Raw genomic sequence first — 23636 nt, 5'->3', positions numbered from 1 at the left:
GCCGCCGGCCGCGTTCAGAGGCCGATGACGCGCGAGAAGCCGCGGAACTGCCGGCTGATCCACGAGCCGGTATCCTCGCGCGGCTTGGTGCCCTGCGACTCGAGCAGCGCGAAAGCATCCTTGTACCAGGGGCTGTCCGGGAAATTGTGCCCGAGAACGGCCGCCGCGGTCTGCGCCTCGTTGACGATGCCGAGGCCCATATAGGCCTCTGTCAGGCGCGAGAGCGCCTCCTCGACATGCCGCGTGGTCTGGTATTTGACGATCACCTCGCGGAAGCGATTGATCGCGCCCGTGAAGTTGCGCCGCTTGAGGTAATAGCGGCCGATATCCATTTCCTTGCCCGCGAGCTGGTCGCGCGAGATGCGGATGCGCTCGCGCGCATCGTTGGCATATTCGGAACTCGGCCATTTGCGAACGAGATCCTCCATCACCTGAAGCGATTTCTCGGCGCGCTCCTGGTCGCGGTTGATGTCGAGAATCTGGTTGTGATAGCTCATGCCGACGAGATATTGCGCGTAGGGCGTCTCGGGGCTCGCCGGATAGAGCTGCACGTAGCGGCGGCCGTGGTTGATCGCCTCCGCATAATCGCCGCCCTCATAGGCCGCGAAAGTCGAGAGCAGCAGCGCCTTCTGCGACCATTGCGAATAGGGATATTGCTTGTCGAGTTCGACGAATTTCTTCGTCGCGCCCCCGAAATCGCGGGCTTCGAGCCGGGCGAGGCCGTCATTGTAGAGCACGTCGGCGCGCTCGTCCTTGCCGATATCGCTCTTGGGGCCCTTGTCCTCGAACGGATTCAGCGAGGAGAGCGTCTCGCAGCCGCCGAGCCCCAGCGCGATCGCGAGCCCCGCCGCCAGCCGCACGAGCCGCATGCCGGAAGGCTGCGTCTCCGAAATCGTCCTCGACCCCATCCTGGCCTCACGCTGACCGGTCACGGGCGCGCCTTTCGGCACGGCAGCGACACCACTCCACCCCAATCGGGCTCTTTTGCGGGAAGATGCCTTGCGATGCAAGAGCATGCCGGCCGCTTCGCGGGATTGTCGTTAACTGCGCTCGCGGCGATATTATGGCACGAACCCGCCCTGCGCCATCGGGAACACGCCTGGGGCAGTCGTCCGCGAGGCTTCCGTCAAGGATGGCTTCAGTTGAGATCGGGCGCGAAGGCCGCGAGCGGCTGGAGCACGTCGCCGACGCCGCGTGCCGGACGCCGGACCGGCGTCTCGATGATCGCATGGGCCGAGCGGTCCGAGAACAGCGCGTCGAGCACCATGACATTGAGCTTGTGGCCGGGACAGAGCGCCTTGTAATGCCCCTGGATGGCATAGCCAGCGAGGGCGAGATCCCCGACCGCATCGAGCAGCTTGTGGCGGACGAATTCGTTGGGGAAGCGCAGGCCTTCCGGATTGACGACGGCATCCTCGCCGACCGCGACGGTATTCTCGAGCGAAGCCCCCAGCGCAAGCCCCGCCTTCCAGAGCCGCTCGACATCGCGCATGAAGCCGAAGGTGCGGGCGCTGGCAATCTCGCGGCGATAGCGCCCCGCATCGAGTTCAAAGCCGTAGGATTGCCGGCCGATCACCGTGCTGTCGAACACGATCTCGGCATCAAGTCGGAAGCCGTGATCGCGCGGCAGCAATTCCGCCACCGCATTGCCGAGTTCGACCCGCACTGGCTTGAGAACCTTCACGACCTTGCGCGTCGCGCCGAGACTGCGCAGCCCCACCTGGTCAATCGCCTCGACGAAGAGCCGGGCGGAACCGTCGAGGATCGGCATTTCCGGCCCGTCCACCTCGACGAGAACATTGTCGACGCCGAGCCCGGCCAGCGCACTCATCAGATGCTCGACCGTCGAGATCGAAGCGCCGGCCCCGTCGCCGATCACGGTGCAGAGATCGGTGTTGCAAACCGAATGGTAGCGCGCCGGGATCTGGCGCTCGCGCCCATTCGGGAGATTTGTACGCAGGAAGGTGATGCCCGACCCGGCTTCCGCCGGATGAAGGAGAACCTGCGCGGGACGACCCGAATGAACACCGACGCCTTCGATGACAATCTGATCGGCCAAAGTGGTTTGTTTCACGTCATTCTTCCCCTGCATGCGAGGCCCCACCTCGATGCCGACGCATTGATCCGGTCCGTGCCGGAACGCCACCCGCTACCAGAGCCGGGATACCTCCCCGATCAGCAATTGCAAAATCACTGATTCTTACGCTCTGTAACACGCGTCCGCCACAAACAGGGGAAGAAGTGTTCTTAAAAAAACAATTTTATATCAGATGCTTATGCAATCACTCCATACGCTTTGCCATCGGCCTGCCGCAATCCAGGGCAGGCCGGGACGTAATATTCAGTTCACCGCTTTTTCATTCCACCGTCACAAATCACTTCGCCTGGCGGCGCAGGAAGGCGGGAATTTCCAGCTGGTCGTCCTCGAAGGATCGGGTCGGGGCAGGCACCCTGCCATGCGCGTCGAGGCTGCCCTGGGCCGGCCGGTAGGGCTGGGCGGCGGCGGGGGCCGGCGCGGCCGGACGCTTGGCATACATCTGATGCGTCGCGCTCGGCTGGGCCGGGACCTCCGCCGGAGGCGCGGCCGCCGGAGCCGGCTCGGCATGTTCGTCCTCGCGGCGGACGCCGAGCCCCACGGCGGCGAGGCGCTGCATCAGCGTCATGCGCTTCTCGGCCGGCGCCGGCGGCGCGGCGACGGCCTCCTCGCGCGAGGCCGAGAGCATGGCCTGTGCCGGGCGCGGCAGGTCATCGACGCTCGGCATGCGCGGCGGCCGGACCGGCGCCCGCTCCGGAACCGGCGGGATGAAGGGTTCGTCGGCCTGGGCAGGCTCCTCGGCCGGCGCCGGCGCTTCCATCACCGGCTGGGCGAAGAAGGCAGCGCGGGTCTGCACGGCCTCGACGACGAGGTCATGCGCCATTGCGACCGGCTCCGGCTGCGGCGGAACCGGCGCGGCCGCAACCGGCTGGACGGGCGCCGGCTGCACATGGACCGGTTGCATCTGGGCCGGCTGGACGGGCGCCGGCTGGGAGCGGCTCGCCATCTGCGCGCGCAGCCGGTCGGCCATCAGCGCCAGGCGCTGGTCGATCGTCGCGCCATGATCACCACCCTCCTCGCGGATGGTCGCCGGGTCGAGCCCGGTCGCAACCACCGACACCCGGATGATGCCGTCGAGGCTCTCGTCCTGCGTCGCGCCGAAGATGACGTTGGCGTCGACATCCACCTCCTCGCGGATGCGGTTGGCCGCCTCGTCAACCTCGTAGATCTTCATGTCGGCGCCGCCGGTGATCGAGATCAGCAGGCCGCGCGCACCCTTCATCGAGGTCTCGTCGAGGAGCGGATTGGCGATCGCTGCCTCCGCCGCCAGGATGGCGCGGTTCTCGCCGGAGGCTTCGCCCGTCCCCATCATCGCCTTGCCCATGTCGCGCATCACGGCGCGGACATCGGCGAAATCGAGGTTGATCAGGCCCGGCTTGACAATGAGATCGGTCACCGAGGCGACCCCCGAGAGCAGCACCTGGTCGGCCATGGCGAAGGCTTCGGCGAAGGTGGTCTTCTCGTTGGCGATGCGGAACAGGTTCTGGTTGGGGATCACGATCAGCGTGTCCACCGCCTTCTGGAGTTCACCGATCCCCGCCTCGGCGACCCGCATCCGGCGCTGCCCCTCGAAATGGAACGGCTTCGTCACCACCCCCACGGTGAGGATGCCCATCTCGCGCGCGACCCGCGCGATGACCGGCGCCGCGCCGGTGCCGGTGCCGCCGCCCATGCCGGCGGTGATGAAGGCCATGTGCACATGCGCGAGCTGGTCGCGGATCTCGTCGATCACCTCCTCGGCGGCCGAGCGCCCGACCTCCGGCTGCGAGCCGGCGCCGAGCCCTTCCGTGACCTGGATACCCATCTGGATTCGGCGCTCCGCCTGGCTCAGCAGCAGCGCCTGGGCATCGGTGTTCGCGACCACGAAATCGACGCCGGCGAGCCCGCAGCGGATCATGTTGTTGACCGCGTTGCCGCCCGCGCCGCCGACGCCGAACACGGTGATCCGCGGCTTGAGTTCCCGGATGTCGGGGGCTTTGATGGTGATCGTCATTGTTCTGCCTCTTCGCATCCGGCCGGAGCCGGGGTGAATTCCATACCCGTCAGAAACTGTCCCTGAGCCATTGCCCGACCCGGGCGATGTAGCCGCCGGTGCCGGTGAGCGGCAGGCCGCCCGCCCCGCGCCCCGCCTCGAAGCTCTCGCGCCCCGCGACCTGCGGATAGACGAGAAGCCCCACGGCGGCGGCGAAGGCCGGGCTCTTCGCCGCTTCCGGCAGGCCCTGCACGCCGACCGGCCGCGCGAGCCGCACCTGGGTGCCGAAGGCACGGCGCGCGAGATCGGCGAGCCCGCCGAGCTGCGCCGTGCCGCCGGTCAGGATCACGTGCTGGCCGCGGCTGATGCGGAAACCCGCCTTCTCCAGCCGCTCGCGCACGAAATCGATGATCTCGTCGGCGCGCGGCCGCACGATGCGGGTGAGATGGCCGAGCGGCATCGCATGGCTCTGGTCGCGGTCATCGGCGCCGACCTGGCGGATCGAGAGGATGTCGCGGCTGTCCGCCTCGGTCTCGATGCAGGAGGCGAAACGGCATTTGAGCTTCTCGGCATCATCGAGCCGCATCGAGAGCCCGCGCGCGATGTCGAGCGTGATGTAATTGCCGCCGACCGCGATCGCATCGGCATGGACGAGATGCCCCTGGTGGAACACCGCAAGGGAGGTCGTGCCGCCGCCGATATCGAGCACCACGGCGCCGAGTTCGGCCTCGTCGTCGCACAGCGTGGAGAGCGCGGATGCATAGGGGGTGGCGACCAGCGCCTCCACCGCGAGATGGCCGCGCTCCACCGCGAGCATCAGGTTATGCGCCGCGAGCGGATCGCAGGAGACGATGTGCAGATCGACGCCGAGCGTCTCCCCGACCATGCCTTTCGGCTCGTGGATGCCGGCCGCGCCGTCGAGCGAATAGCCGACCGGCAGCGCGTGCAGGATCGAGCGCCCCGCATCCTGCGCGTGGCTCGACGCGACCTCGATGACGCGGGTGATGTCGCGTTCGTCGACATTGCGGCGGTTGAGCATCACCCGGCCGGAGAAATGGTGCGAGCCGATCCGCCCGCCGGTGATGTTGACGAGCGCACTCGTCACCTGCACCCCGGCCATGCGCTCCGCGGAATCGACCGCGAGCCGGATCGCCTTCTCCGCCCCGGCGAGATCGACGACGGTGCCGCCCTTGATCCCGCGCGAGCGCTGGTGGCCGATGCCGAGGATCCGCATCCGGTGGGTGCGACCCGAAAGCACGTCCGAGCCCTCGACCGGGTCGAGCCGCGCGATCAGGCACACGACCTTCGAGGTGCCGACATCGAGCGTCGAGAGGATCGCGCTCTTGCTCGGCGGGATGGGGCGGATGCGCGGTGCAAGGATGGAAGGCGAACGCTTCATGCCCGCCCTCCCCATTTCCGGATCTTCTCGCGGATGACATCCTGGTGCTGGGCCGCCGCCTCCTCGGTGAGGCGGACGGTGATCCGGTCAGGCAGCCGCAGATCGATGGCGAGCACCGCGCGATCCGAGAGCCCCGAATCGCGCTCGACCGCGGCGAAGCTCCGGAGCGCCGCCTCGGGCTGGGATTCGGGCAATTGCACATCGACGCCGTTCTTGAGCTTCAGCGTCCAGCGCCGCTTCGAAACCAGAATGCCGGCGCGGATCCGGTCGCGCAGTTCCGGCACCGCCTCGATCAGCGTGACGAATTCCTTCACGCGCAGATTGGCCTCGGGCCCGACGACATGCGGCAGCCGCAGGAAGCGCGGATCGGTCAGCGCCTCGATCGCGGTGCCATCCTCGGCGATCACCTGCACCTTGCCGTCCTGCTGCCAGAGCGCATAGGGCACGCGCTCGCGGATCGCGATCACGAGCTGGTCGGGATAGAGTTTGGTCACCGACGCTTCGGCGATCATCGGCACGGCGGCAAGCCGGGCCTGGAGCGCCTTGGGGTCGAGGAAGGGCAGCGAGGCGCGCGGGGCGAGCCCGGACAGCGCGATCACCTCCTCCGGTGCGAGTTCGCTCGCCCCCGTCACCGTGACGTGACGGATGCCGAAGCCGAGCGCGCGGGCGATAAGATCGGAAGCATGGCCCTGCTCGGCGTGCATCTGGTCGTAATGGCCACCGATCACGAAGCCGCTCGCGCCGCAGGCGGCGAGGAACAGGATCGCCGCGGAGGAGCCGAGGCCGCGCGGGATATGGAGGCCGGTCGCGGCGCGGCGCCGGGCCGATCGATCGGCGCGCCAAAGCGCGAAGGTCTCGGCGATTCGGCCGAATCCTCCTGTCACCGATCGAGAGAGGCGTCCTCCACCATCCATTCCACGAGCTCGCCGAAGCTGAGGCCCCTATGGGCCGCGAGTTCGGGCACGAGCGACGTCTCGGTCATTCCGGGCTGGGTGTTGACTTCCAGACAGACCAGCCTGTCGCTGGTTTCGTCGTAACGGAAGTCGGCACGCGAGACGCCACGGCAGCCGAGCGCCTCATGCGCCCTCACTGCCATTTCTTGGACGCGCTGGTAAATATTTGGTTTAAGCGATGCGGGCAGGACGTGAATTGAACCGCCCGCAGCGTACTTTGCGTCATAATCGTAGAACGGCCCGGCGGTGGGCAGGATCTCGATCACATCGAGCGCCCGGGCGCCGTCGCGATAGCCCATGACGCCGCAGGTGAGTTCACGGCCGGGAATGAATTCCTCGACCAGCATCTCCTCGCCGAGCGGCCAATCGTCGCGGCCGAGTTCCTGGAGCGGATGCGTCCGCCCCTCCTTGACGATGAACACCCCGAAGGAGGAGCCGTTGGCCACCGGCTTCGCGACGAAGGGTGGCGTCATCGGATGCCGCTTCGCCAGTTCGAAGCGCGACACCGTCACGCCCTGCGCGACCGGAACCCCGGCCGCCGCCATCACGGTCTTCGCCCGGTCCTTGCGCATGGCGAGCGCCGAGGCGAGCACGCCGGAATGGGTATAGGGCAGGCCCATGATCTCGAGCAGGCCCTGCACGGTTCCGTCCTCGCCGAACGGGCCGTGCAGCGCGTTGAAGGCGAGATCCGGCCCGAGTTCCGTGAGCACCGCCGCCAGGTCGCGCCCGACATCGACCTCACTGACGCGATAGCCGCGCCCGCGCAGAGCGGCTGCGCAGGCGGCGCCGGATTTCAGGCTCACCGGGCGCTCGGCCGCCCATCCGCCCATCAGAACCGCGACATGCTTGGGCATGAACCCTCCTTCTACGGCTCAGGCGACCCCGATCCGTTTCACTTCCCATTCGAGTTCGACGCCGCTGCGGGCGCGCACGAGCCGGCGGATCTCCTCGCCGAGCGTCTCGATATCCGCTGCGCTCGCCCCCTCATGCGCGATGAGGAAATTCGCGTGCTTTTTCGACATTTCCGCCTTCCCGACGCGCAGGTCGAGCCCGCCGGCATCGCGGATCAGCCGCCAGGAGGAATGACCGGGCGGGTTCTTGAACGTGGAACCCGCCGTGCGGACCCTGGTCTCCTGATCCCGTTCGCGATGCTCCTGGACCCGGCGGTTGATGGCCTGGACCTCCTCCGGCGCGCGGGGAAAACCCTGCAGCAGCGCCTCGGTGAACACGAGATCGGCGGGGGCGCCGCAACTCCGGTAGGCGAATTTCATATCCTCCGGGCCGAGCGTCACGATGGCGCCGGCACGGGTCACGGCCTGCGCCGCCACGAAGCGCTCGCAGGTCTCGCCCTCGATCTCCGGATTGGTATTCGAGCGGGTGCCGGCATTCATGCGCAAGGCGCCGCCGATCGAGCCGGGAATGCCGAACAGGAATTCGAGCCCGCCGATCCCTGCTTCCGCCGCCGCGAGCGCAACCTTCCGATCCGCCGCGAAGGCGCCGGCGCGGATGCGGTGCCCCGGCTCGACCGCGATATGGCCGAACGCTCGCGGCGAGAAGCGGATCACCACGCCCGGCACCCCGCCGTCGCGGATGATCATGTTCGAGGCGAGCCCGATCACCGTCACCGGCACTTCCGCCGGCAGGTTGAGGAGGAAATAGGCGAGATCCTCGACATCCGCCGGGGTAAACAGCGCCTGCGCCGGGCCGCCGACGCGCAGCCAGGTGAACGGCGCCAGCGGCTCGTTGGCGATGAGCCGCCCCCGCAGATCGGGCATGACCGCCCGGAGAGAGGGGGTGATATCCGCGAAACCCATCAGCCGGCCTCGCCCGCCGCCAATTCTCCCGGCAGGGCATAGGCCCATTGCGTGATGTTGCCGGCGCCGAGGAAGACGACGTAATCCCCCGGCCGCGCCAGCGCGCGGACATGGCCGGCGATGGCCTCCGGCCCGTCAAGCGCAATGACATGGCGATGGCCATGGGCGCGGATTCCGGCCACGAGGCCGTCGCGGTCGGCGCCGGGGATCGGCGCTTCGCCCGCGGCATAGGTCTCGGCCACCATCACGATATCCGCCTCGTTGAAGCAGCGAGAGAATTCGGTGAACAGCGAGGCGAGCCGCGAATAGCGGTGCGGCTGGACGATGGCGATCACCTGCCCCCCGGTCGAGGCGCGCGCGGCGCGCAGCACCGCCGCGATCTCCACCGGATGATGGCCGTAATCGTCGAAGATCGCGACACCGTTCCATTCCCCCGTGCGGGTGAAGCGGCGCTTGACGCCGCCGAACCCCGCGAGCCCGTGGCGGATGGTGCCCGGCGCGAGCCCGAGTTCATAGGCCACCGCGATCGCCGCCGTCGCGTTGAGCGCGTTGTGATGGCCGGGCATCGGCAGGACGAGATCGGAGATGCTGGTTTCGCGGCCACTCTTGCGGTCGCGGATCACGACACGGAAGCGGCACCGCCCGCCGGAAAGGTCGATATCCATCAGCCGCACATCGGCCTGCGGGTTCTCGCCATAGGTGATGACGCGCCGGTCCTCGATCTGGCCGACGAGTTCCTGCACCGTCTGGTGATCGATGCACATCACCGCGAAGCCGTAGAAGGGCAGGTTGTCGACCAGGGTCCGGAACGCCTTCTTGATCGCGTCGAACGTGCCGAAATGGTCGAGATGCTCGGGATCGATATTCGTGATGATCGCGATATCGGCCGGCAGCCGGAGGAAGGTTCCGTCGCTCTCGTCCGCCTCCACGACCATCCATTGCCCCTCGCCGAGGCGGGCATTGGTGCCATAGGCGTTGATGATGCCGCCATTGATCACGGTCGGATCGAGGCCGCCCCGATCGAGCAGCGTCGCGACGAGGCTCGTCGTCGTCGTCTTGCCATGCGTGCCGGCGATGGCGACGCAGGACTTGAAGCGCATGATCTCCGCCAGCATCTCGGCACGCCGCACCACCGGGATGCGGTTCGCCCGCGCCGCCATCAGTTCGGGATTGTCACGCCGGATCGCGGTCGAGACCACGACCACCGCCGCCCGGCCGAGATTCTCGGCGCGATGGCCGACGAAGCAGGTGATGCCCTTGTCGCGCAGGCGCTTGACATTGGCGTTGTCGGCGGCATCCGAGCCCTGCACCGTGTAGCCGAGATTGGCGAGCACCTCGGCGATGCCGCTCATCCCGATGCCGCCGATCCCGATGAAATGGATCGGCCCGGTCTCGCGCGGGATCTTCATGGCTGGCTGCATGGCGTCTCCGGCCGCGCGGGCCGGCCCTTTCGAAAGTCCCCGCCGGACCGGCGGGCATGGCACGCCGTTATCAGGCGGGCGCCAGAATGGAAAGAACCTCGCCGGCGAGCCGGGCGGCCGCGTTGCTGACGCCGATCGATTTCGCCGCCCCCGCCATGCGTTCGAGGCGGGCCGGGTCGTCCATCATGCGCTCGAGCAGCTCGGCGAGCGAAACCGGGGTGAAGCTCGATTGCGGCATCACCACGGCGCCGCCGGCCGCGGCCAGCACCTCGCCATTCGCGGCCTGATCCTGGTCGAGCGCGCCGGGCAGCGGCACCAGCACCGCCGGCCGGCCGATCACCGCCAGTTCCGAAACCGTCGAGGCGCCCGCACGGGCGATCACGAGATGGCTCTCGGCGATGCGCTTCGGCAGGTCGTCGAAGAAATTCTCGACCACATGCGCGATTCCGAGCTTCTCGTAGAGTTTGTTGACGCGGAACACGTCCTCGTCGCGCGCCTGCTGCGTGATATGGATCCGCGCCCGCGCCTCCTCCGGCAGGTTCTGGAGCGCGTTCGGCACCACGTCGCTCATCACCCGCGCGCCCTGGCTGCCGCCGAACACGATCAGGCGCAGCGTACCGCCGGGGGCGAGGGTCGGGAACGGCGTCTCGGCGGCGTGCAGAACCGGCCGCCGCACCGGGTTGCCGGTCAGCACGGTCTTGTCGGGGAAGGCGTCGTCGCGCAGCGGGAACCCGGTTGCGATCCGCGTCACGCGCGGCGCGAGGAAGCGGTTCGCGCGCCCCATCACCGCGTTCCCCTCGTGGATCATCGTCGGCAGGCCCTTGCGGCTCGCGGCGATCAGCGGCGGCACGGTCGGGTAGCCGCCGAAGCCGATCACCGCGCGCGGGCGGATCCGCGCAATCAGCGCGGCGGATTGCCGGTAGCCGCGGAACAGCCGCCAGGCGCCGCGGAGCCTGGCGCCGAGCCCACCGCCGGTCACGGTGCCGGCGACGATGGTGTGCACGTCGCCGGGGAAGCGCTTCACCCATTCCTCGACGCGGGTGTCGGTGACGAGTTCGGCGCGCACGCCCTTCTGGGCGAGCGCATCGGCCAGGGCCTCGGCCGGGAAGAGATGGCCGCCGGTGCCGCCGGCGGCGAGGAGAACCGGGCGCGATTGCGCGATCTCAGACATGGGCGATCCTTCCTTCCGGGAACGGCCTCGGCGCAAGCGCCGGGCCCGGCATGCGCTCCGTCAGCGCCGCCTTGGGCCGGCGGCGGGTGAGCGCGAGGAGAAAGCCCGTCACCAGCGCCATCGAGAGAAGCGAGGATCCGCCATAGGAGAGGAAGGGCAGCGTCATGCCCTTCGGCGGGATGAGGTTCAGGTTCACCGCCATGTTGATGAACGCCTGCAGGCCGAACAGCATCGTCAGCCCGGCGCCGGCCATGCGGCAGAAGGGATCGGCATTGCTGCGCGACACGATCAGCCCGCGCACCACGATGAAGCCGAACACGGCGACGACGGCCAGGCAGAAGACCGCTCCGAATTCCTCGCCGATCACCGAGAACAGGAAATCGGTATGGCTGTCCGGCAGCGAGCGCTTGACCACGCCCTCGCCCGGTCCGCGCCCGAACCAGCCGCCGGAGACCAGGCTTTCGAGCGCCATGTCGGTCTGGAACGTGTCGCCATTGCCCTTGTTGAGGAAGCGGTCGATTCGGTCCGCCACATGCGGCAGGAATTGATAGGCGAGATAGAGCCCGCCGGCGCCGACGCCGATCAGCCCGATCACCCACAGGATATGCAGCCCCGCGAGGAAGAACAGCGCGCACCACACCGCCGCGACGAGGATCGTCTGGCCGAGATCGGGCTGGCGGATCAGCGGCGCCACCACCAGCGGCAGGATCAGCAGCGCGATCAGCGTCGAGGGCATGTCGCGGCGCACGTGACGCTGCGAGAACGCCCAGGCCGCCAGCACGACGAAGGCGGGCTTCAGGATCTCGGAAGGCTGGAGGCTCATGCCCGGCAGGTTGATCCAGCGCCGCGCGCCCTTGACCTCGGCGCCGTAGAACAGCGTCGCGACGACGAGCGCGAAGCTGGCGATGAAGATGATCAGCGCCAGCCGCCGCACCTGGCGCGGATCGAGGAACGAGATCCCCGTCATGATCGCGCCGGCGACGAGCAGGAACATCGCCTGGCGGTTGACGAAATGGAAGGTCGGCAGCCCGAGCTTGTTCGCAACCGGCGGATAGGCCGCGAGCCCGAACAGGAACCCCGCCACCATCAGCGCCACGAACGAGAACAGCAGCCAGCGGTCGACCGTCCACCACCACTCGCCGAAGGCGGTGCGTTCTGCACGCGTGACCATCGCCCCTCCCTCGAAGAGCGGCGCCCCGCTCCCGTTCAGACCGCCGAAAAACCCGGCATCGCTGCAGCCAGCTCGCAGAAGCGCTGTCCGCGAACCTCGAAATTCGGAAACTGATCAAAGGAGGCGCAAGAAGGTGAAAGAAGAATTACCGGTTCGTTGAAATCCGATGTCATCGCGTCGCGGGCCGCCGCCGCAACCGCCGCCTCCAGCGTGCCGGCGATCTCGAACGGCACCGCGCCGCGCAGCGTCTCGGCGAAGGCCGGGGCCGCCTCGCCGATCAGATAGGCCCGCGCCACCCGCCCGAACAGCGGCCGCAGGCTCTCGATCCCCCCCGCCTTGGGCTTGCCGCCGAGGATCCAGAACACCCCTTGCGCGAAGGCCAGCAGCGCCTTCTCGGTCGAATCGGCATTGGTTGCCTTGGAATCGTTGATGGCGAGCGCCCGGCCGATCCGGCCCACCTGCTCCAGCCGGTGCGGCAGGCCAGGAAAGGTCCGGAGCCCGGCCTGGATTTCCGCCTCCGTCAGCCCCAGCCGCAGGCAGGCGGCGATGGCGGCGGCGGCGTTCTGCGCGTTGTGGTCACCGCGCAGCGCCGCAATGCCCGTCAGATCCGCGAGTTTGCGCCCATGCCCGCGCCAGGCGAAGATCTCGCGGCCGCGCACATGGATGCCGGCGCCGAGCGTTTCGGCGAGCGAGATCCGGATCGTCGGCTTGCCGGAATGCTCGAGCCGGACCGCGATCGCCTCGCAATGATCGTCGTCGACGCCGATGATCGCGGCATCCGCCGCCTGGACGAGCCGCTCCTTGATCGCGGCATAGCGTTCCATGTCGCCGTGCCGGTCGAGATGATCCGGCGTCAGGTTGAGCAGGATGCCGATCGTCGGCGCCAGCGCGGGCGCGAGGTCGATCTGGTAGGAGGAAACCTCGATCACATGCACGCGGCCCGGATCCGGCGGCGCCAGAGCCAGCACCGGCGTGCCGATATTGCCGCCCATCGCGACCTCCCGGCCGGCCGCGCCGAGAAGATGCGCGATCAGCGCCGTGGTCGTCGACTTGCCGTTGGTGCCGGTGACGGCAATGAAGGACGATGCCGGGGCGATCCGCCGCCGCTCGCGGCAGAACAGCTCGATATCGCCGATGATCTCCACCCCCGCCGCCTGCGCGCGCGTCACGCTCCAATGCGGCGCGGGATGGGTGAGCGGCACGCCGGGAGACAGGATCAGCGCCGCGATGCCCGCCCAGTCGATCTCCCGCAGGTCGCGGGCATCGAGCCCGGCGGCACGCGCCTTCGTGATGGCGGCCTCCGAATCGTCCCAGACGATGGTGGCTGCGCCCCCGGCGCGCAGCGCCTCGGCGGTCGCCATGCCGGACCCGCCAAGCCCGAACAGCGCGACCTGCCGACCGCGGAAGGTTTCAACCGGGATCATCGCCTCGCCCTTCTTCCTCGTTCCCGCCGGAGGCCGACCGGCGCGCTCAGCGGAGTTTGAGCGTCGCCAGCCCGATCAGCGCCAGGACCACCGCGATGATCCAGAAGCGGATCACCACCTGCGGCTCCTTCCAGCCCTTCTTCTCGTAATGATGGTGGATCGGCGCCATGCGGAAGACGCGTTTGCCCGTGAGCTTGAACGAGGCCACCTGGATGATGACGCTCATCGCCTCCAGAACGAAAAGCCCGCCGACGATCGCGAACACGATCTCGTGCTTGGTCGCGACCGCGACCGTGCCGAGCAGCCCGCCGAGCGCAAGGCTGCCGGTATCGCCCATGAAGATCTGCGCCGGCGGCGCGTTGAACCACAGGAAGCCGAGCCCCGCGCCGATCACTGCGCCGAGGATCACCGCGAGTTCGCCGCTGCGCGGCACGAAATGGATTTGCAGGTAGTTGGAAAAGATGGCGTTGCCCGAGAGATAGGCGATCACCCCGAACGTGCCGGCCGCGATCATCACCGGCACGATGGCGAGCCCGTCGAGCCCGTCGGTGAGGTTCACGGCATTGCCCGCCGCCACGATCACGAAGCTCGCGAAGACGAGAAAGAACAGGCCGAGCTGGATCAGCGTATCCTTGAAGATCGGCAGCGCCAGCGAATCCTGGAGCGCCGGGGGAAAGTTGCGCGCGATGAAATAGCAGGCGAGCCCCGCAATCAGCGCCTCCAGCGCGAGCCGCGCGCGTGACGAGAAGCCCTTGTGGGATTGCTTCGTCACTTTCAGGAAATCGTCGTAGAAGCCGATGGCGCCGAAGCCGAGCGTCACCCCCATCACGCACCAGACGAAGGGATTGGCGAGGTTCGCCCAGAGCAGCGTCGCCACCACGATGCCGGACAGGATCATCAGCCCGCCCATGGTCGGCGTGCCGCGCTTGAGGAGATGGCTTTCCGGCCCGTCATCGCGGATCGGCTGGCCCTTGCCCTGCTTGACGCGCAACAAGTCGATGATCGCCGGCCCGAAGAACAGCACGAAGAACAGCGCCGTGACCGTGGCCGCGCCGGCGCGGAAGGTGATGTAGCGGAAGATGTTGAGCGGGCCGAACGTGCCCGCGAGTTCCGACAGCCAGAAGAACATGCGCGCCCCGCCTTACGCTTCCGCCGGATCGGCGGCGATTTCCGGGAACCGCGCCCGCAACGCCTTGACGATCCGCCCCATCCTCGAGCCGAGCGACCCCTTGACCATCACCACGTCGCCGTGATGCACCGCGTCGAGAAGCAGCGGCTCGAGCCCTTCCGAGTTCTCCGCATACGCGCCCCGGCGCTCGGCAGGCAAGACGGAATAGAGCGTGCGCATCAGCGGGCCGGCGGCGAAGACAAGATCGATGTCGTTGTCGAGGATCGCCGGCGCGAGCCCGGCATGCAGCGCCGCCGCTTCGGGGCCGAGTTCGAGCATGTCGCCGAGCACGGCGATCCGCCGGCCGCGCGCCCCGCGCGCGATGCCGCCCGTCACCGCCAGCGCCGCGCGCATGGAGGTCGGGTTGGCGTTGTAGCTCTCGTCGATCAGCGTGAAAGCCCCGTCACCGATTCGCAGCGTTTCGCGCCGCCCGCGCCCCTCGACCGACCCGAAATCCCGAAGCGCGAGCGCGATCAGCGCGAGATCGGCGCCGATCGCATGCGCGGCGGCGAGCACCGCCAGTGAATTGCGCGCGAGATGCGCCCCGGCCGCGCCGATCCGGTAGGTGACCGGAGTTCCGAACACTGTGGCCGCGACAACCGAGAAATCCGGATCGAGACGGATATCGGTCAGCCGCACGTCGTTGTCCGCGCCCGCGCCGAAACGGATGATCCGGCCGGCGCGCCCCGCTCCCGCATGGGCGGCGAGGCGCGGCGCGAGCGGGCTGTCGCCCTCGATGATCGCCGTCCCGCCGGGTTCGAGCCCAGCGAAGATCTCGCCCTTGGCATCCGTGATGCCCTCGATGCCGTGGAACTGCGCGAGATGCACCGGCGCCACCGTGGTGACGATGGCAACATGCGGGCGGACCATCGCCGTCAGCGGCAGGATCTCGAAAGGGTTCGACATCCCGATCTCGAAGACGCCGAATTCCGTCGCCGCCGGCATGCGGGAAAGCGTCAGCGGCACGCCCCAATGGTTGTTGTAGGAGGCGACGGAGGCATGGGTGGCGCCGAGCCGCGACAACGCGAGCCGCAGCATCTCCTTGGTCGAGGTCTTGCCGACCGAGCCGGTCACGGCGATCACCGGCCCGCGCATCCGCGCCCGCGCCGCGCGGCCGAGCGCTTCCATCGCGGCGAGAGCGTCCTCGACGACCAGCAGCGGCGCCGCAGCGCCGTAGCGCCCGGCATGGGCGCGGGCCACCACCGCCGCCGCGGCGCCTTTTTCGAGCGCCATCGGCACGAAATCGTGCCCGTCATGGGTCTCGCCGCGGATCGCGAAGAACAGCGCCCCCGGCTCCAGCGTGCGGGTATCGATCGAGACCGAGCGGATCGGCGCCGCGGGCGGGTTCGTCAGGAGGCCGCCGGTGGCGGCGACGAGGGCCTCGGGGGCCCAGAGGGCGGGCGATGCGGCCGTCATGCGAGAACCTCGATCGCCGCGCGCGCGACATCATGATCCGAGAAGGGCAGCGTCTCGCCGCCAACGATCTGGCCGGTCTCGTGGCCCTTGCCGGCGATCAGCAGCGCATCACCCGGCCGGAGCAGCCGGACGCCCTGCGCGATCGCCTCGGCCCGGTCGCCGATCTCGAGCGCATCCGGCACCGCGGCGCGGATCGCGGCACGGATCGCGGCCGGATCTTCGCTGCGCGGATTGTCGTCGGTGACGATGACGAGATCGGCCTGCGCACCGGCGATCCGGCCCATGATCGGGCGCTTGCCGGCGTCGCGGTCGCCGCCGCAGCCGAAGACGACGATGAGCCGCCCGGTGACGAAGGGCCGCAGCGCCGCGAGCGCATAGGACAGCGCCTCCGGCTTGTGGGCGTAATCGACGAAAACCGGCGCGCCGCGCACCCGGCCGACGAGTTCGAGCCGGCCCGGCACGCCGCGCAGCGCCGCGAGCGCCGGGAACACCCGCTCCGGCGCCTCCCCCGTCGCCAGCGCCAGCCCCGCCGCCACCAGCGCGTTCTCGATCTGGAAGGCGCCGACGAGCGGCAGGATGACATCGTGGAAGCCCCCGCCATGTTCGAGTGTCATCCGCTGCCCCTCCGGCCCCGATTCGACATGCTCGACACGGATGAACTGCCCGCGCCGCCCCACGGTGAGCACCCGTCGCCCCGCGAACCCGGCCGCGACGGCGGCCTCCGCGCCGCGGTCGCCGTCGAGATTGATCACCGCCGGCGCCCCCTCGGGCAGGAGCGCCTCGAAGAGCCGCAGCTTGGCCTGGAAATAATGCGCGATATCGGGGTGATAATCGAGATGGTCGCGGCCGAGATTGGTGAAGCCGGCCGCCCTGATCCGCACGCCGTCGAGCCGGGCCTGATCGAGCCCGTGCGAGGAGGCTTCCATGGCGCAATGCGTCACGCCCTCGCGCGCGAGCCGGTCGAGATGCCGGTGCAGCGTCACCGGATCCGGCGTGGTCAATGCGCCGTATTCAGCGCCCTCGGGGCCGATCAGCCCGAGCGTGCCGAGCGAGGCGGCGCGACGGCCGCAGGCGGCATAGACCTGACGCGTGAACTCCGCCACCGAGGTCTTGCCCGCCGTGCCGGTGACGGCGATGAGCGTTTCCGGCTGGCCGGGATGCGCGAGCGCCGCGGCCAACGCCAACGCCCGGCGCGGTTCCGGGGTGCGGAGATAGAAGACCAGCCGGTCGAGATCGGCCGGCCGCTCGCCGGCGCCGATCACCGCGATCGCCCCGGCCTTGACGGCCTGCGGGATGAAGGCGGCACCGTCGGTGCGGGTGCCGGGCATCGCGAAGAACGCGAAGCCCTGGCGCACGGCGCGGCTGTCCGCGCTGACCCCGGCGATCGGGACATCGGAGAAATTGCCGGCATCGAGGCCGATGGCGGCGGCGAGGTCGCCCAGCGTCGGCGCGCGACGGCGGGCGGAGGAATCCGGATCTGGCTTCACCATGGACCGTCTACAAGCAGCCGATTGGGGCCGATTACTGGCGAAGCGGCATCGCACCGAGCCGCGCCACGAAGGGAAAGGGCTGCGCCGGGAGTTCGAACCGCGTCTCGATGCCGAGCATGGGGCCGATCCGCTCCAGGATTCTGCCGGTGACCGGCGCAGCGTTCCAGCCCGACGTCGCATAGCCATGCGTCTCCGGCAAGCCCTTCGGCTCGTCGAGCATCGTGAGCAGGATGTAGCGCGGCTTGTCCGCCGGCATCACGGCCATGAAGGCGGTCAGCAGCCGGTTCTTGGCATAGCGCCCGCCGATCACCTTCTCCGAGGTGCCGGTCTTGCCGCCGAGATAATAGCCGGGGATATCGGCCTTCGAGGCCGAACCCTTCTCGGCGTTGAGCCGCATCACATAGCGCATCATCTCGCTGGTCTCGGGCTTGATGACGCGGGTCGCGAGCGTCTCGGCCTCCTCGCGCGAGCGTTTGAGATAGGTGGGGGGGATGAGCCGGCCGCCATTGACGAGCGCCGCCGCCGCCATCGCCGATTGCAGCGGCGCTACCGCGAGCCCGTGCCCGAAGGCGATGGTGATGGTGTTGAGCTCGCCCCAGCGCGCCGGCTTGATCGGCTCGGCGCTCTCGGGCAGTTCGGTCTTGAGCCGGTCGAGCTGGCCCATCTTCTTCAGAAACGCCTTGTGCCCCTCGACGCCGACCGCGAGCGCCATGCGCGCGGTGCCGATATTCGAGGAATAGATGAAGATCTCGGGCACGGAGAGCACCCGGTTCTTGCCGTGATAATCGTTGATCTTGAAGCGCCCGTAGCGCAGCGCGCCGCGCGCGTCGAAGCTCGAATTGAGCTTCACCTTGCCCGAATCGAGCGCCATCGCCGTTGTCAGCGCCTTGAAGGTCGAGCCCATCTCGTAGACGCCGACCTGGAGCCGGTTGATATGCTCGGGTTTCAGCGCGTCGGCCGGGTTGTTGGGGTCGTAATCCGGCAACGATACATGCGCGATGATCTCGCCGGTATCGACATCGAGCACCAGCCCGGCCGCAGCCTTGGCCTTGTACTTCTCGATGGCGGCCACGAGTTCCTGGCGCACCGCATGCGTCACCCGCACGTCGAGCGCGAGTTCCACGGGCTTCAGCTCCGCCGCGCTCAGCGCGAACCCCGCGCCCTTGAGATCCTGGAGCCCCTGGCCGTCGATGAATTTCTCGATCCCCGCGATGCCGATATTGTCGATATTCGCGAAGCCGAGCACATGCGCCCCCACCGTGCCGTTGGGGTAGACGCGCTTGTTCTCCGGCAGGAAGCCGAGGCCCGGAATGCCGAGGCGATGGATCTCGGCCTGCTGCTTCGGCGTCGCCTCGCGCTTGATCCAGACGAATCCCGCCTTCTTCGCGAGCTTTTCCCGCAATTCGCGGCCATCGAGTTCCGGGAACACGGCGTTGATCAGTTCCGCCGCCTCCTCCTTGTCGATCACCTTGCGCGGATCGGCGAAGATCGACACCGTCTTGACATCGGTCGCCATCATCACGCCATGCCGGTCGATGATGGCCGGCCGGGCCGTGGAGATGGCGCCGGACGTCATCCTCCCGATCGTGCCGGTCTCGTCCGGCCGGAGCTGGATGGAGAGAATCCGCCCGGCGAGCACCGCGAACAGCGCGCCAAAGACGAGCGCCACGAGCAGGATGCGCGGGTCGAGCTTCTCGGGCCGCAGCACGAACAGATCGGCGAGGCGGAAGGCCGGTGCATCGCCGCGGCTCACCACCGCGCTCGGTGCGCCGCCCGCCGTGCGCGGCAACGAGCCGCGCCAGGCGGTGAGGCGGGCGGCAATCCGGGTCAGGTGGCAGGCGAGCGGCCGAGCGAATGTCATGGTCCCTCCCTCATCGGAACACGCCGCGCAGCCGGTCGAGCAGCGAGGGGCTCGCGGGCGCGGCGGGGGGCGGCGCGGCGCGCGCGACCTGCGGGCCACCGACATTGACGGGCGGCGTAAGCCGCGTCGGCGCGCCGGGCCTCGGGTTCGCACCCCGTGCCAGCGCCGCGCGGGCCGGAGCAGCGCTGGTCGAGGCGGCACCGGTGCGGCCGGCGGCGCGCGGCGTCGCGGGGGTGCGGGTCGCGGCGGCCTTCGGCACGGCGGGGGTAGCGATGGAACCGGTGAGCAGGTCCTCGATCCGGTCCTCCTCCGGCCCGCGCTGCGGGATATCCGCCGCGCGGACGATCTGGCGCATCGAGAGCGGCTGCATCGCGCCGAGCGGCGCGGCCAGGGCCTGCACGCGCTGGGGACGGTTCAGCAATTGCCATTCCGCCTTGAGGATCGCCACCGCGTCGCGCTCGCGCTGGAGTTCGGCCTCGCGCTTGCGCAGCCGCTCGGCGACGAGGATCGTCTCGTATTTCACCGTATAGGCCGCCGTTGCCGAGCCGATCAGCGCGACGAGCGCGAGCAGGTTGAGGAAGCGGATCATCGGCCGCGCCTCCCGCGGGGCTGGTGCGCCCGCTCCTCGGGCAGACCGGCCAGGGCCAGAACCGCCGCCTCCGGCGCCCCGGCCGGCGCCTCGGTCCGGGTGGCGGCGCGCAGCTTCGCCGAGCGGGCGCGCGGGTTGGCGCAGATCTCCGCCTCTCCGGCGACCTGCGGCCATTTGCCCTCGACGCGGAAGGTCGGGGTCGCGGCATGGACGATCGGCGCGTGACGCGAGCCCCCACCCCGGCCCGAGCGCGCGGCCAGAAAGACCTTCGCGATCCGGTCCTCGAGGCTGTGGAAACTGACGATGGCGAGCCGCCCGCCCGGAGCGAGCAGCCGCTCGGCGGCGTGGAGCGCCGCGGCCAGTTCGTTGAGTTCGTCGTTGACCGCGATCCTGAGCGCCTGGAAGCTCCGCGTCGCGGGGTGGATGTCGCCCGGCCGCGTCCGCACGATCCGCGCGACGAGATCGGCGAGCTGGCGGGTGGTGGCGAAGGGCGCCGCGCGCCGGTCATGAACGATCGCCCGCGCGATCACCCGTGCCATGCGCTCCTCGCCGTAATGGTAGAGGATATCCGCCAGCCGCGCCTCGGACGCGCCGTTGACGATCTCCGCCGCGCTCGGCCCCTCCCCGCCCATCCGCATGTCGAGCGGCCCGTCCTGGCGGAAGGAGAAGCCGCGGACCGCCTCGTCGAGCTGCATCGAGGAGACGCCGATATCGGCCACGACCCCGTCGAACGGCCCGAGCCCGGCGGCGGCGGCGGCCGCCTCCATCGCCGAGAACCGGGTTTCGACAAGGGTCAGCCGACCGGGATGCGCCGCGACGAGCGCCTGCCCGGCGCTGATCGCATCCGGATCGCGGTCGAGGGCGAGCACGCGCGTCTCCGCCGCCGCCGCGAGGATCGCGCGCGTATAGCCGCCGGCGCCGAAGGTCGCGTCGAGATAGAGCCCGCCGGGCCGGATCGCCAGCGCCGCCAGCACCTCGGTCAGAAGGACGGGGAGATGACGGGCCGGTCCGCCACCGGCTTCCCCCTGGGGGCCGCCGGGGCCCGTCATCTCTCCCCGCCTCCCGTCGCAGGGCCCGTTGCCCCCCTCGCCCCGGCTGCGCCGGAACCGGACAATTCGGCCCTGAGCTGGCGCAGCCTCGCATTGGCCTCCGCGAGATGCGCCGAAAAACGGTTCGGCTCCCAGATCCGGAACCGGTCGCCGAGCCCCACGAACACCGCCTCGCCCGTGATGCCGGCATGCGCCTTGAAACGCTCCGGCAGCGTGATCCGCCCCTCCGGGTCCGTCCGCAGCGTCTCGGCCCGGCCGAGCAGCGCGGTCGCGATCAGGTCCCGTGCCTCGGAATGGCTCGGATACCGCGCGATCAGCGCGTCGATCTCGCGCAGGAAGGCATTCCCGCCGCAATCGAGCGCCGGAACCTCCAGGGCCGGGTGAACGAACAATCCCGGATGGAGGTCGGCCTCCAGCACCGCCCGGAACGGCGCCGGGACCGAGATCCGGCCCTTGCCGTCGAGTTTCGCCGGATAGGTCGACAGAAAACGCATCACGCAACGCCCCGGCTTCCGCGTGGCCGGCCCGGCCGGCGCGCGGCGCCCCATGGACGGGCTCATACCCGCCCCACCCGTCATGACATGTTGGGCTGATTTGGGGTAACATGGGACTACATGGGCGTCAACGCGGAACTGCGCTCGCGCCACCCGCCGCGCACGCACGATTCAATTCAACAGAGAGGCGTTAAGGAAGGGTTCTGGTAGGGTTAAGCCGCCCGCAAGGCCGTGAGGCCGGCCTGGCGCCGCCCGGAAATACCGGAAACACCCGGCGGGGAAGCGGCGCCGAGTCGCTGCGCCGGCGGGAAGAAGGAAAGGACCAGCCGGCCTGTAAGCCGGGTTCTGTAGGGCCCCGCCTTGCGGCAGAACGTGGCGGCCATTCATCTGGGACCGCGCTCGCGCGCGGCCTCGGGCAACCAACCCGGGCGGCGGGCCGGAGAAGGCCCCGCGGCGAACCGCGCGCCGCCCCTATTCGGTCTTGCTCCCGGTGGGGTTTGCCCTGCCACCGCCGTTGCCGGCGGCGCGGTGCGCTCTTACCGCACCCTTTCACCCTTGCCGGGGCATGCCCCGGCGGTCTGCTTTCTGTGGCACTTTCCCTGGGGTCGCCCCCGGCGGCCGTTAGCCGCCACCGTCTCTCCGTGGAGCCCGGACTTTCCTCGAGGCAAATGCCCCGCGGCCGCCCGGCCGGCTGGATCGGTGGTGTTAGGCGCGCCGGGGCTCACGCGTCAAGGAAATGCCGCACTTGCCGGTGCAGCATGCAAACTGGCTCCGGAATCCGGGCCGGGCCTTTAAACAATGCATTCCCGCGCCGCTGTGCGCTATCGCACTTGAGGAATCCGGCGCCGCGTGGAAGAAGATCGATTGCCTAGTTCGGGGCCGAAGGTCCGGTCGTACAGGGAGAAAACCATGCGAAAGATGTATTCGATTGCCGCCATCGCGATCGTGGCTGCCGGCCTTGGCGCCTGCACAGCGCGTGAGGAACGGGTGGGAGGCGGCGCGCTGCTCGGCGCCGGCGCCGGCGCGCTGATCGGCGCCGCGGCCACCGGCCGCGCGGGCGGCGCGCTCGCGGGTGCGGCGATCGGCGCCGTCGGCGGCGCGGTGATCGCGGATGCGACCCGGCCGCGCCGGCAATGCGTTCGCGTGCGCTACGACGTGTACGGCAACGCCTATTGCACGCGCTACCGCTACCTCGACTGACGCGGATCCGCACGGCTTGAAACCCGGCATGGCGGCGCTACCCTGCCGCCATGCCTGATTCCCCCGCGATCCCCGGTTGCCCCGAGCCTCCCGGCCTCACCGCAGACATGCCGGCCGCGGGATGCTCGGATTTTGGGACGGCCATCCCGGATTCCCCGGTCGCTGATCGGCTCCATCCCTCGCCCAACCATGGCCCGCGGCGCGGGGTTGCACGGCCGGATGCGATCATCCTGCATTACACCGGCATGCGCGACGCAGCCTCGGCGCTGCTCTGGCTCGCCAATCCGCTCTCGGAAGTCTCCTGCCATTATTTCGTGTTCGAGGACGGGCGCGTCTGGCAGATGGTGCCGGAGAGCCGCCGCGCCTGGCACGCGGGAAAGAGCATCTGGGCCGGCGAGACCGACATGAACTCGCGCTCGATCGGCATCGAGATCGCTCATCCGGGCCACGATCTCACCCCCCTGCCGGATGGCGGCCCGAACCCGCTGCCGCCGCCCGGCCCCTCCTTCCCCGAGGTGCAGATCGCCACCGTGATCCGTCTCGCCGCCGATATCAAGGCACGCTGGGGCATCGCCGATTCCCGCATCCTCGCGCATTCGGATATCGCGCCGGGGCGCAAGATCGACCCCGGCGAGACATTCCCCTGGGCGCGGCTGGCCGAGGCGGGGCTCGGGCTCTGGCCGGCGGATGTCGGCGCCGACCACGGGACGCGACAGGCACCCGCGCCCGTCTTCCGCCCCGGCGACGAGGGGCTGCCGATCCGGGCCCTGCAGGCCATGTTCGCGCGTTTCGGCTACGGGATCGAGATCACCGGCGTCTATGACCGGCGCACTTTCGATGTCGTCGCCGCCTTCCAGCGCCATTGGCGGCAGGAATGCGTGGACGGGGTTGCGGACGGGGAGACACTGGCGATGCTGCGGGCCCTCTGCGCCGCCGGCTAGCTCCCGGC

At 69.3% G+C, this 23636-nt stretch carries 20 protein-coding genes and 1 other RNA gene; 2 read left to right on the top strand and 19 right to left on the bottom strand.

The window, feature by feature from the left end:
- Positions 1 to 14 precede the first annotated feature (14 nt).
- The 19 genes from FWJ24_RS03950 to rnpB all read right to left on the bottom strand — a co-directional run bounded on the left by FWJ24_RS03950 (position 15) and on the right by rnpB (position 22182).
- Positions 15 to 908 carry an outer membrane protein assembly factor BamD gene (locus FWJ24_RS03950; protein WP_425468891.1) on the bottom strand — a complete coding sequence of 298 codons (894 nt, stop codon included), beginning with the start codon at positions 906 to 908 and terminating at the stop codon, positions 15 to 17.
- Positions 909 to 1138: 230 nt separating this feature from the next.
- Entirely contained in the window at positions 1139 to 2092 is a 954-nt protein-coding gene (gene lpxC / locus FWJ24_RS03945; RefSeq protein ID WP_150286445.1) for a UDP-3-O-acyl-N-acetylglucosamine deacetylase, read from the bottom strand.
- A gap of 283 nt (positions 2093 to 2375) precedes the next feature.
- Complete coding sequence (gene ftsZ, locus FWJ24_RS03940; RefSeq protein ID WP_150286444.1) at positions 2376 to 4088, bottom strand: cell division protein FtsZ; 1713 nt, start codon at positions 4086 to 4088, stop codon at positions 2376 to 2378.
- A 49-nt stretch (positions 4089 to 4137) separates the two neighbouring features.
- The gene (ftsA, locus tag FWJ24_RS03935) at positions 4138 to 5466 is read right to left on the bottom strand and encodes a cell division protein FtsA (RefSeq protein WP_150286443.1); all 1329 of its coding nucleotides are present in this window, start codon (positions 5464 to 5466) and stop codon (positions 4138 to 4140) included.
- On the bottom strand, positions 5463 to 6350 hold the full coding sequence (locus FWJ24_RS03930) for a cell division protein FtsQ/DivIB (RefSeq protein ID WP_166443575.1): 888 nt from the start codon (positions 6348 to 6350) through the stop codon (positions 5463 to 5465). The genes ftsA and FWJ24_RS03930 overlap by 4 nt, the downstream gene beginning before the upstream one ends.
- Positions 6347 to 7273 carry a D-alanine--D-alanine ligase gene (locus FWJ24_RS03925; RefSeq protein WP_150286441.1) on the bottom strand — a complete coding sequence of 309 codons (927 nt, stop codon included), beginning with the start codon at positions 7271 to 7273 and terminating at the stop codon, positions 6347 to 6349. Before FWJ24_RS03925 ends, FWJ24_RS03930 begins: the two co-directional genes overlap by 4 nt.
- Before the next feature lie 18 nt (positions 7274 to 7291).
- Positions 7292 to 8233 (bottom strand): UDP-N-acetylmuramate dehydrogenase, encoded by a 942-nt coding sequence (gene murB / locus FWJ24_RS03920; RefSeq protein WP_206110775.1) that lies wholly within the window; start codon positions 8231 to 8233, stop codon positions 7292 to 7294.
- A complete protein-coding gene (gene murC / locus FWJ24_RS03915) occupies positions 8233 to 9642 on the bottom strand; it encodes a UDP-N-acetylmuramate--L-alanine ligase (RefSeq protein ID WP_150286657.1) in 1410 nt (469 codons plus the stop codon). Before murC ends, murB begins: the two co-directional genes overlap by 1 nt.
- Positions 9643 to 9724: 82 nt before the next feature.
- A complete protein-coding gene (gene murG / locus FWJ24_RS03910) occupies positions 9725 to 10825 on the bottom strand; it encodes an undecaprenyldiphospho-muramoylpentapeptide beta-N-acetylglucosaminyltransferase (protein ID WP_150286440.1) in 1101 nt (366 codons plus the stop codon).
- Complete coding sequence (locus FWJ24_RS03905) at positions 10818 to 11996, bottom strand: FtsW/RodA/SpoVE family cell cycle protein (protein ID WP_150286439.1); 1179 nt, start codon at positions 11994 to 11996, stop codon at positions 10818 to 10820. The genes murG and FWJ24_RS03905 overlap by 8 nt, the downstream gene beginning before the upstream one ends.
- 35 nt (positions 11997 to 12031) lie before the next feature.
- The gene (gene murD / locus FWJ24_RS03900) at positions 12032 to 13420 is read right to left on the bottom strand and encodes a UDP-N-acetylmuramoyl-L-alanine--D-glutamate ligase (RefSeq protein ID WP_150286438.1); all 1389 of its coding nucleotides are present in this window, start codon (positions 13418 to 13420) and stop codon (positions 12032 to 12034) included.
- Positions 13421 to 13466: 46 nt separating this feature from the next.
- On the bottom strand, positions 13467 to 14549 hold the full coding sequence (mraY, locus tag FWJ24_RS03895; protein ID WP_150286437.1) for a phospho-N-acetylmuramoyl-pentapeptide-transferase: 1083 nt from the start codon (positions 14547 to 14549) through the stop codon (positions 13467 to 13469).
- A gap of 12 nt (positions 14550 to 14561) precedes the next feature.
- Positions 14562 to 16004: a UDP-N-acetylmuramoylalanyl-D-glutamyl-2,6-diaminopimelate--D-alanyl-D-alanine ligase gene (locus FWJ24_RS03890; RefSeq protein ID WP_150286436.1), complete on the bottom strand. Its 1443-nt coding sequence runs from the start codon at positions 16002 to 16004 to the stop codon at positions 14562 to 14564.
- Positions 16001 to 17494 carry a UDP-N-acetylmuramoyl-L-alanyl-D-glutamate--2,6-diaminopimelate ligase gene (locus tag FWJ24_RS03885; protein ID WP_150286435.1) on the bottom strand — a complete coding sequence of 498 codons (1494 nt, stop codon included), beginning with the start codon at positions 17492 to 17494 and terminating at the stop codon, positions 16001 to 16003. Before FWJ24_RS03885 ends, FWJ24_RS03890 begins: the two co-directional genes overlap by 4 nt.
- 31 nt (positions 17495 to 17525) lie before the next feature.
- Positions 17526 to 19355 (bottom strand): peptidoglycan D,D-transpeptidase FtsI family protein, encoded by a 1830-nt coding sequence (locus FWJ24_RS03880; protein ID WP_150286434.1) that lies wholly within the window; start codon positions 19353 to 19355, stop codon positions 17526 to 17528.
- Between the two features lie 10 nt (positions 19356 to 19365).
- Positions 19366 to 19944, bottom strand: a complete 579-nt coding sequence (gene ftsL / locus FWJ24_RS14700) for a cell division protein FtsL (protein WP_206110774.1) — start codon at positions 19942 to 19944, stop codon at positions 19366 to 19368.
- Positions 19941 to 20993 carry a 16S rRNA (cytosine(1402)-N(4))-methyltransferase RsmH gene (gene rsmH / locus FWJ24_RS03870; protein ID WP_150286433.1) on the bottom strand — a complete coding sequence of 351 codons (1053 nt, stop codon included), beginning with the start codon at positions 20991 to 20993 and terminating at the stop codon, positions 19941 to 19943. The genes ftsL and rsmH overlap by 4 nt, the downstream gene beginning before the upstream one ends.
- The gene (locus tag FWJ24_RS03865) at positions 20990 to 21487 is read right to left on the bottom strand and encodes a division/cell wall cluster transcriptional repressor MraZ (protein WP_342788596.1); all 498 of its coding nucleotides are present in this window, start codon (positions 21485 to 21487) and stop codon (positions 20990 to 20992) included. The genes rsmH and FWJ24_RS03865 overlap by 4 nt, the downstream gene beginning before the upstream one ends.
- Before the next feature lie 318 nt (positions 21488 to 21805).
- Positions 21806 to 22182, bottom strand: an RNA gene (gene rnpB / locus FWJ24_RS03860) — RNase P RNA component class A.
- A 214-nt stretch (positions 22183 to 22396) separates the two neighbouring features.
- Between rnpB and FWJ24_RS03855 the strand changes: the two genes are divergently transcribed.
- Together FWJ24_RS03855 and FWJ24_RS03850 are read left to right on the top strand one after the other, a co-directional pair.
- Positions 22397 to 22687: a glycine zipper domain-containing protein gene (locus tag FWJ24_RS03855; protein WP_150286431.1), complete on the top strand. Its 291-nt coding sequence runs from the start codon at positions 22397 to 22399 to the stop codon at positions 22685 to 22687.
- A 107-nt stretch (positions 22688 to 22794) separates the two neighbouring features.
- Positions 22795 to 23628 carry a peptidoglycan recognition protein family protein gene (locus FWJ24_RS03850; RefSeq protein WP_150286656.1) on the top strand — a complete coding sequence of 278 codons (834 nt, stop codon included), beginning with the start codon at positions 22795 to 22797 and terminating at the stop codon, positions 23626 to 23628.
- Positions 23629 to 23636 lie beyond the last annotated feature (8 nt).

Source organism: Rhabdaerophilum calidifontis, from assembly GCF_008641065.1.
Taxonomy (GTDB): domain Bacteria; phylum Pseudomonadota; class Alphaproteobacteria; order Rhizobiales; family Beijerinckiaceae; genus Rhabdaerophilum; species Rhabdaerophilum calidifontis.
This window is presented reverse-complemented; position numbering and strand designations above follow the sequence as displayed.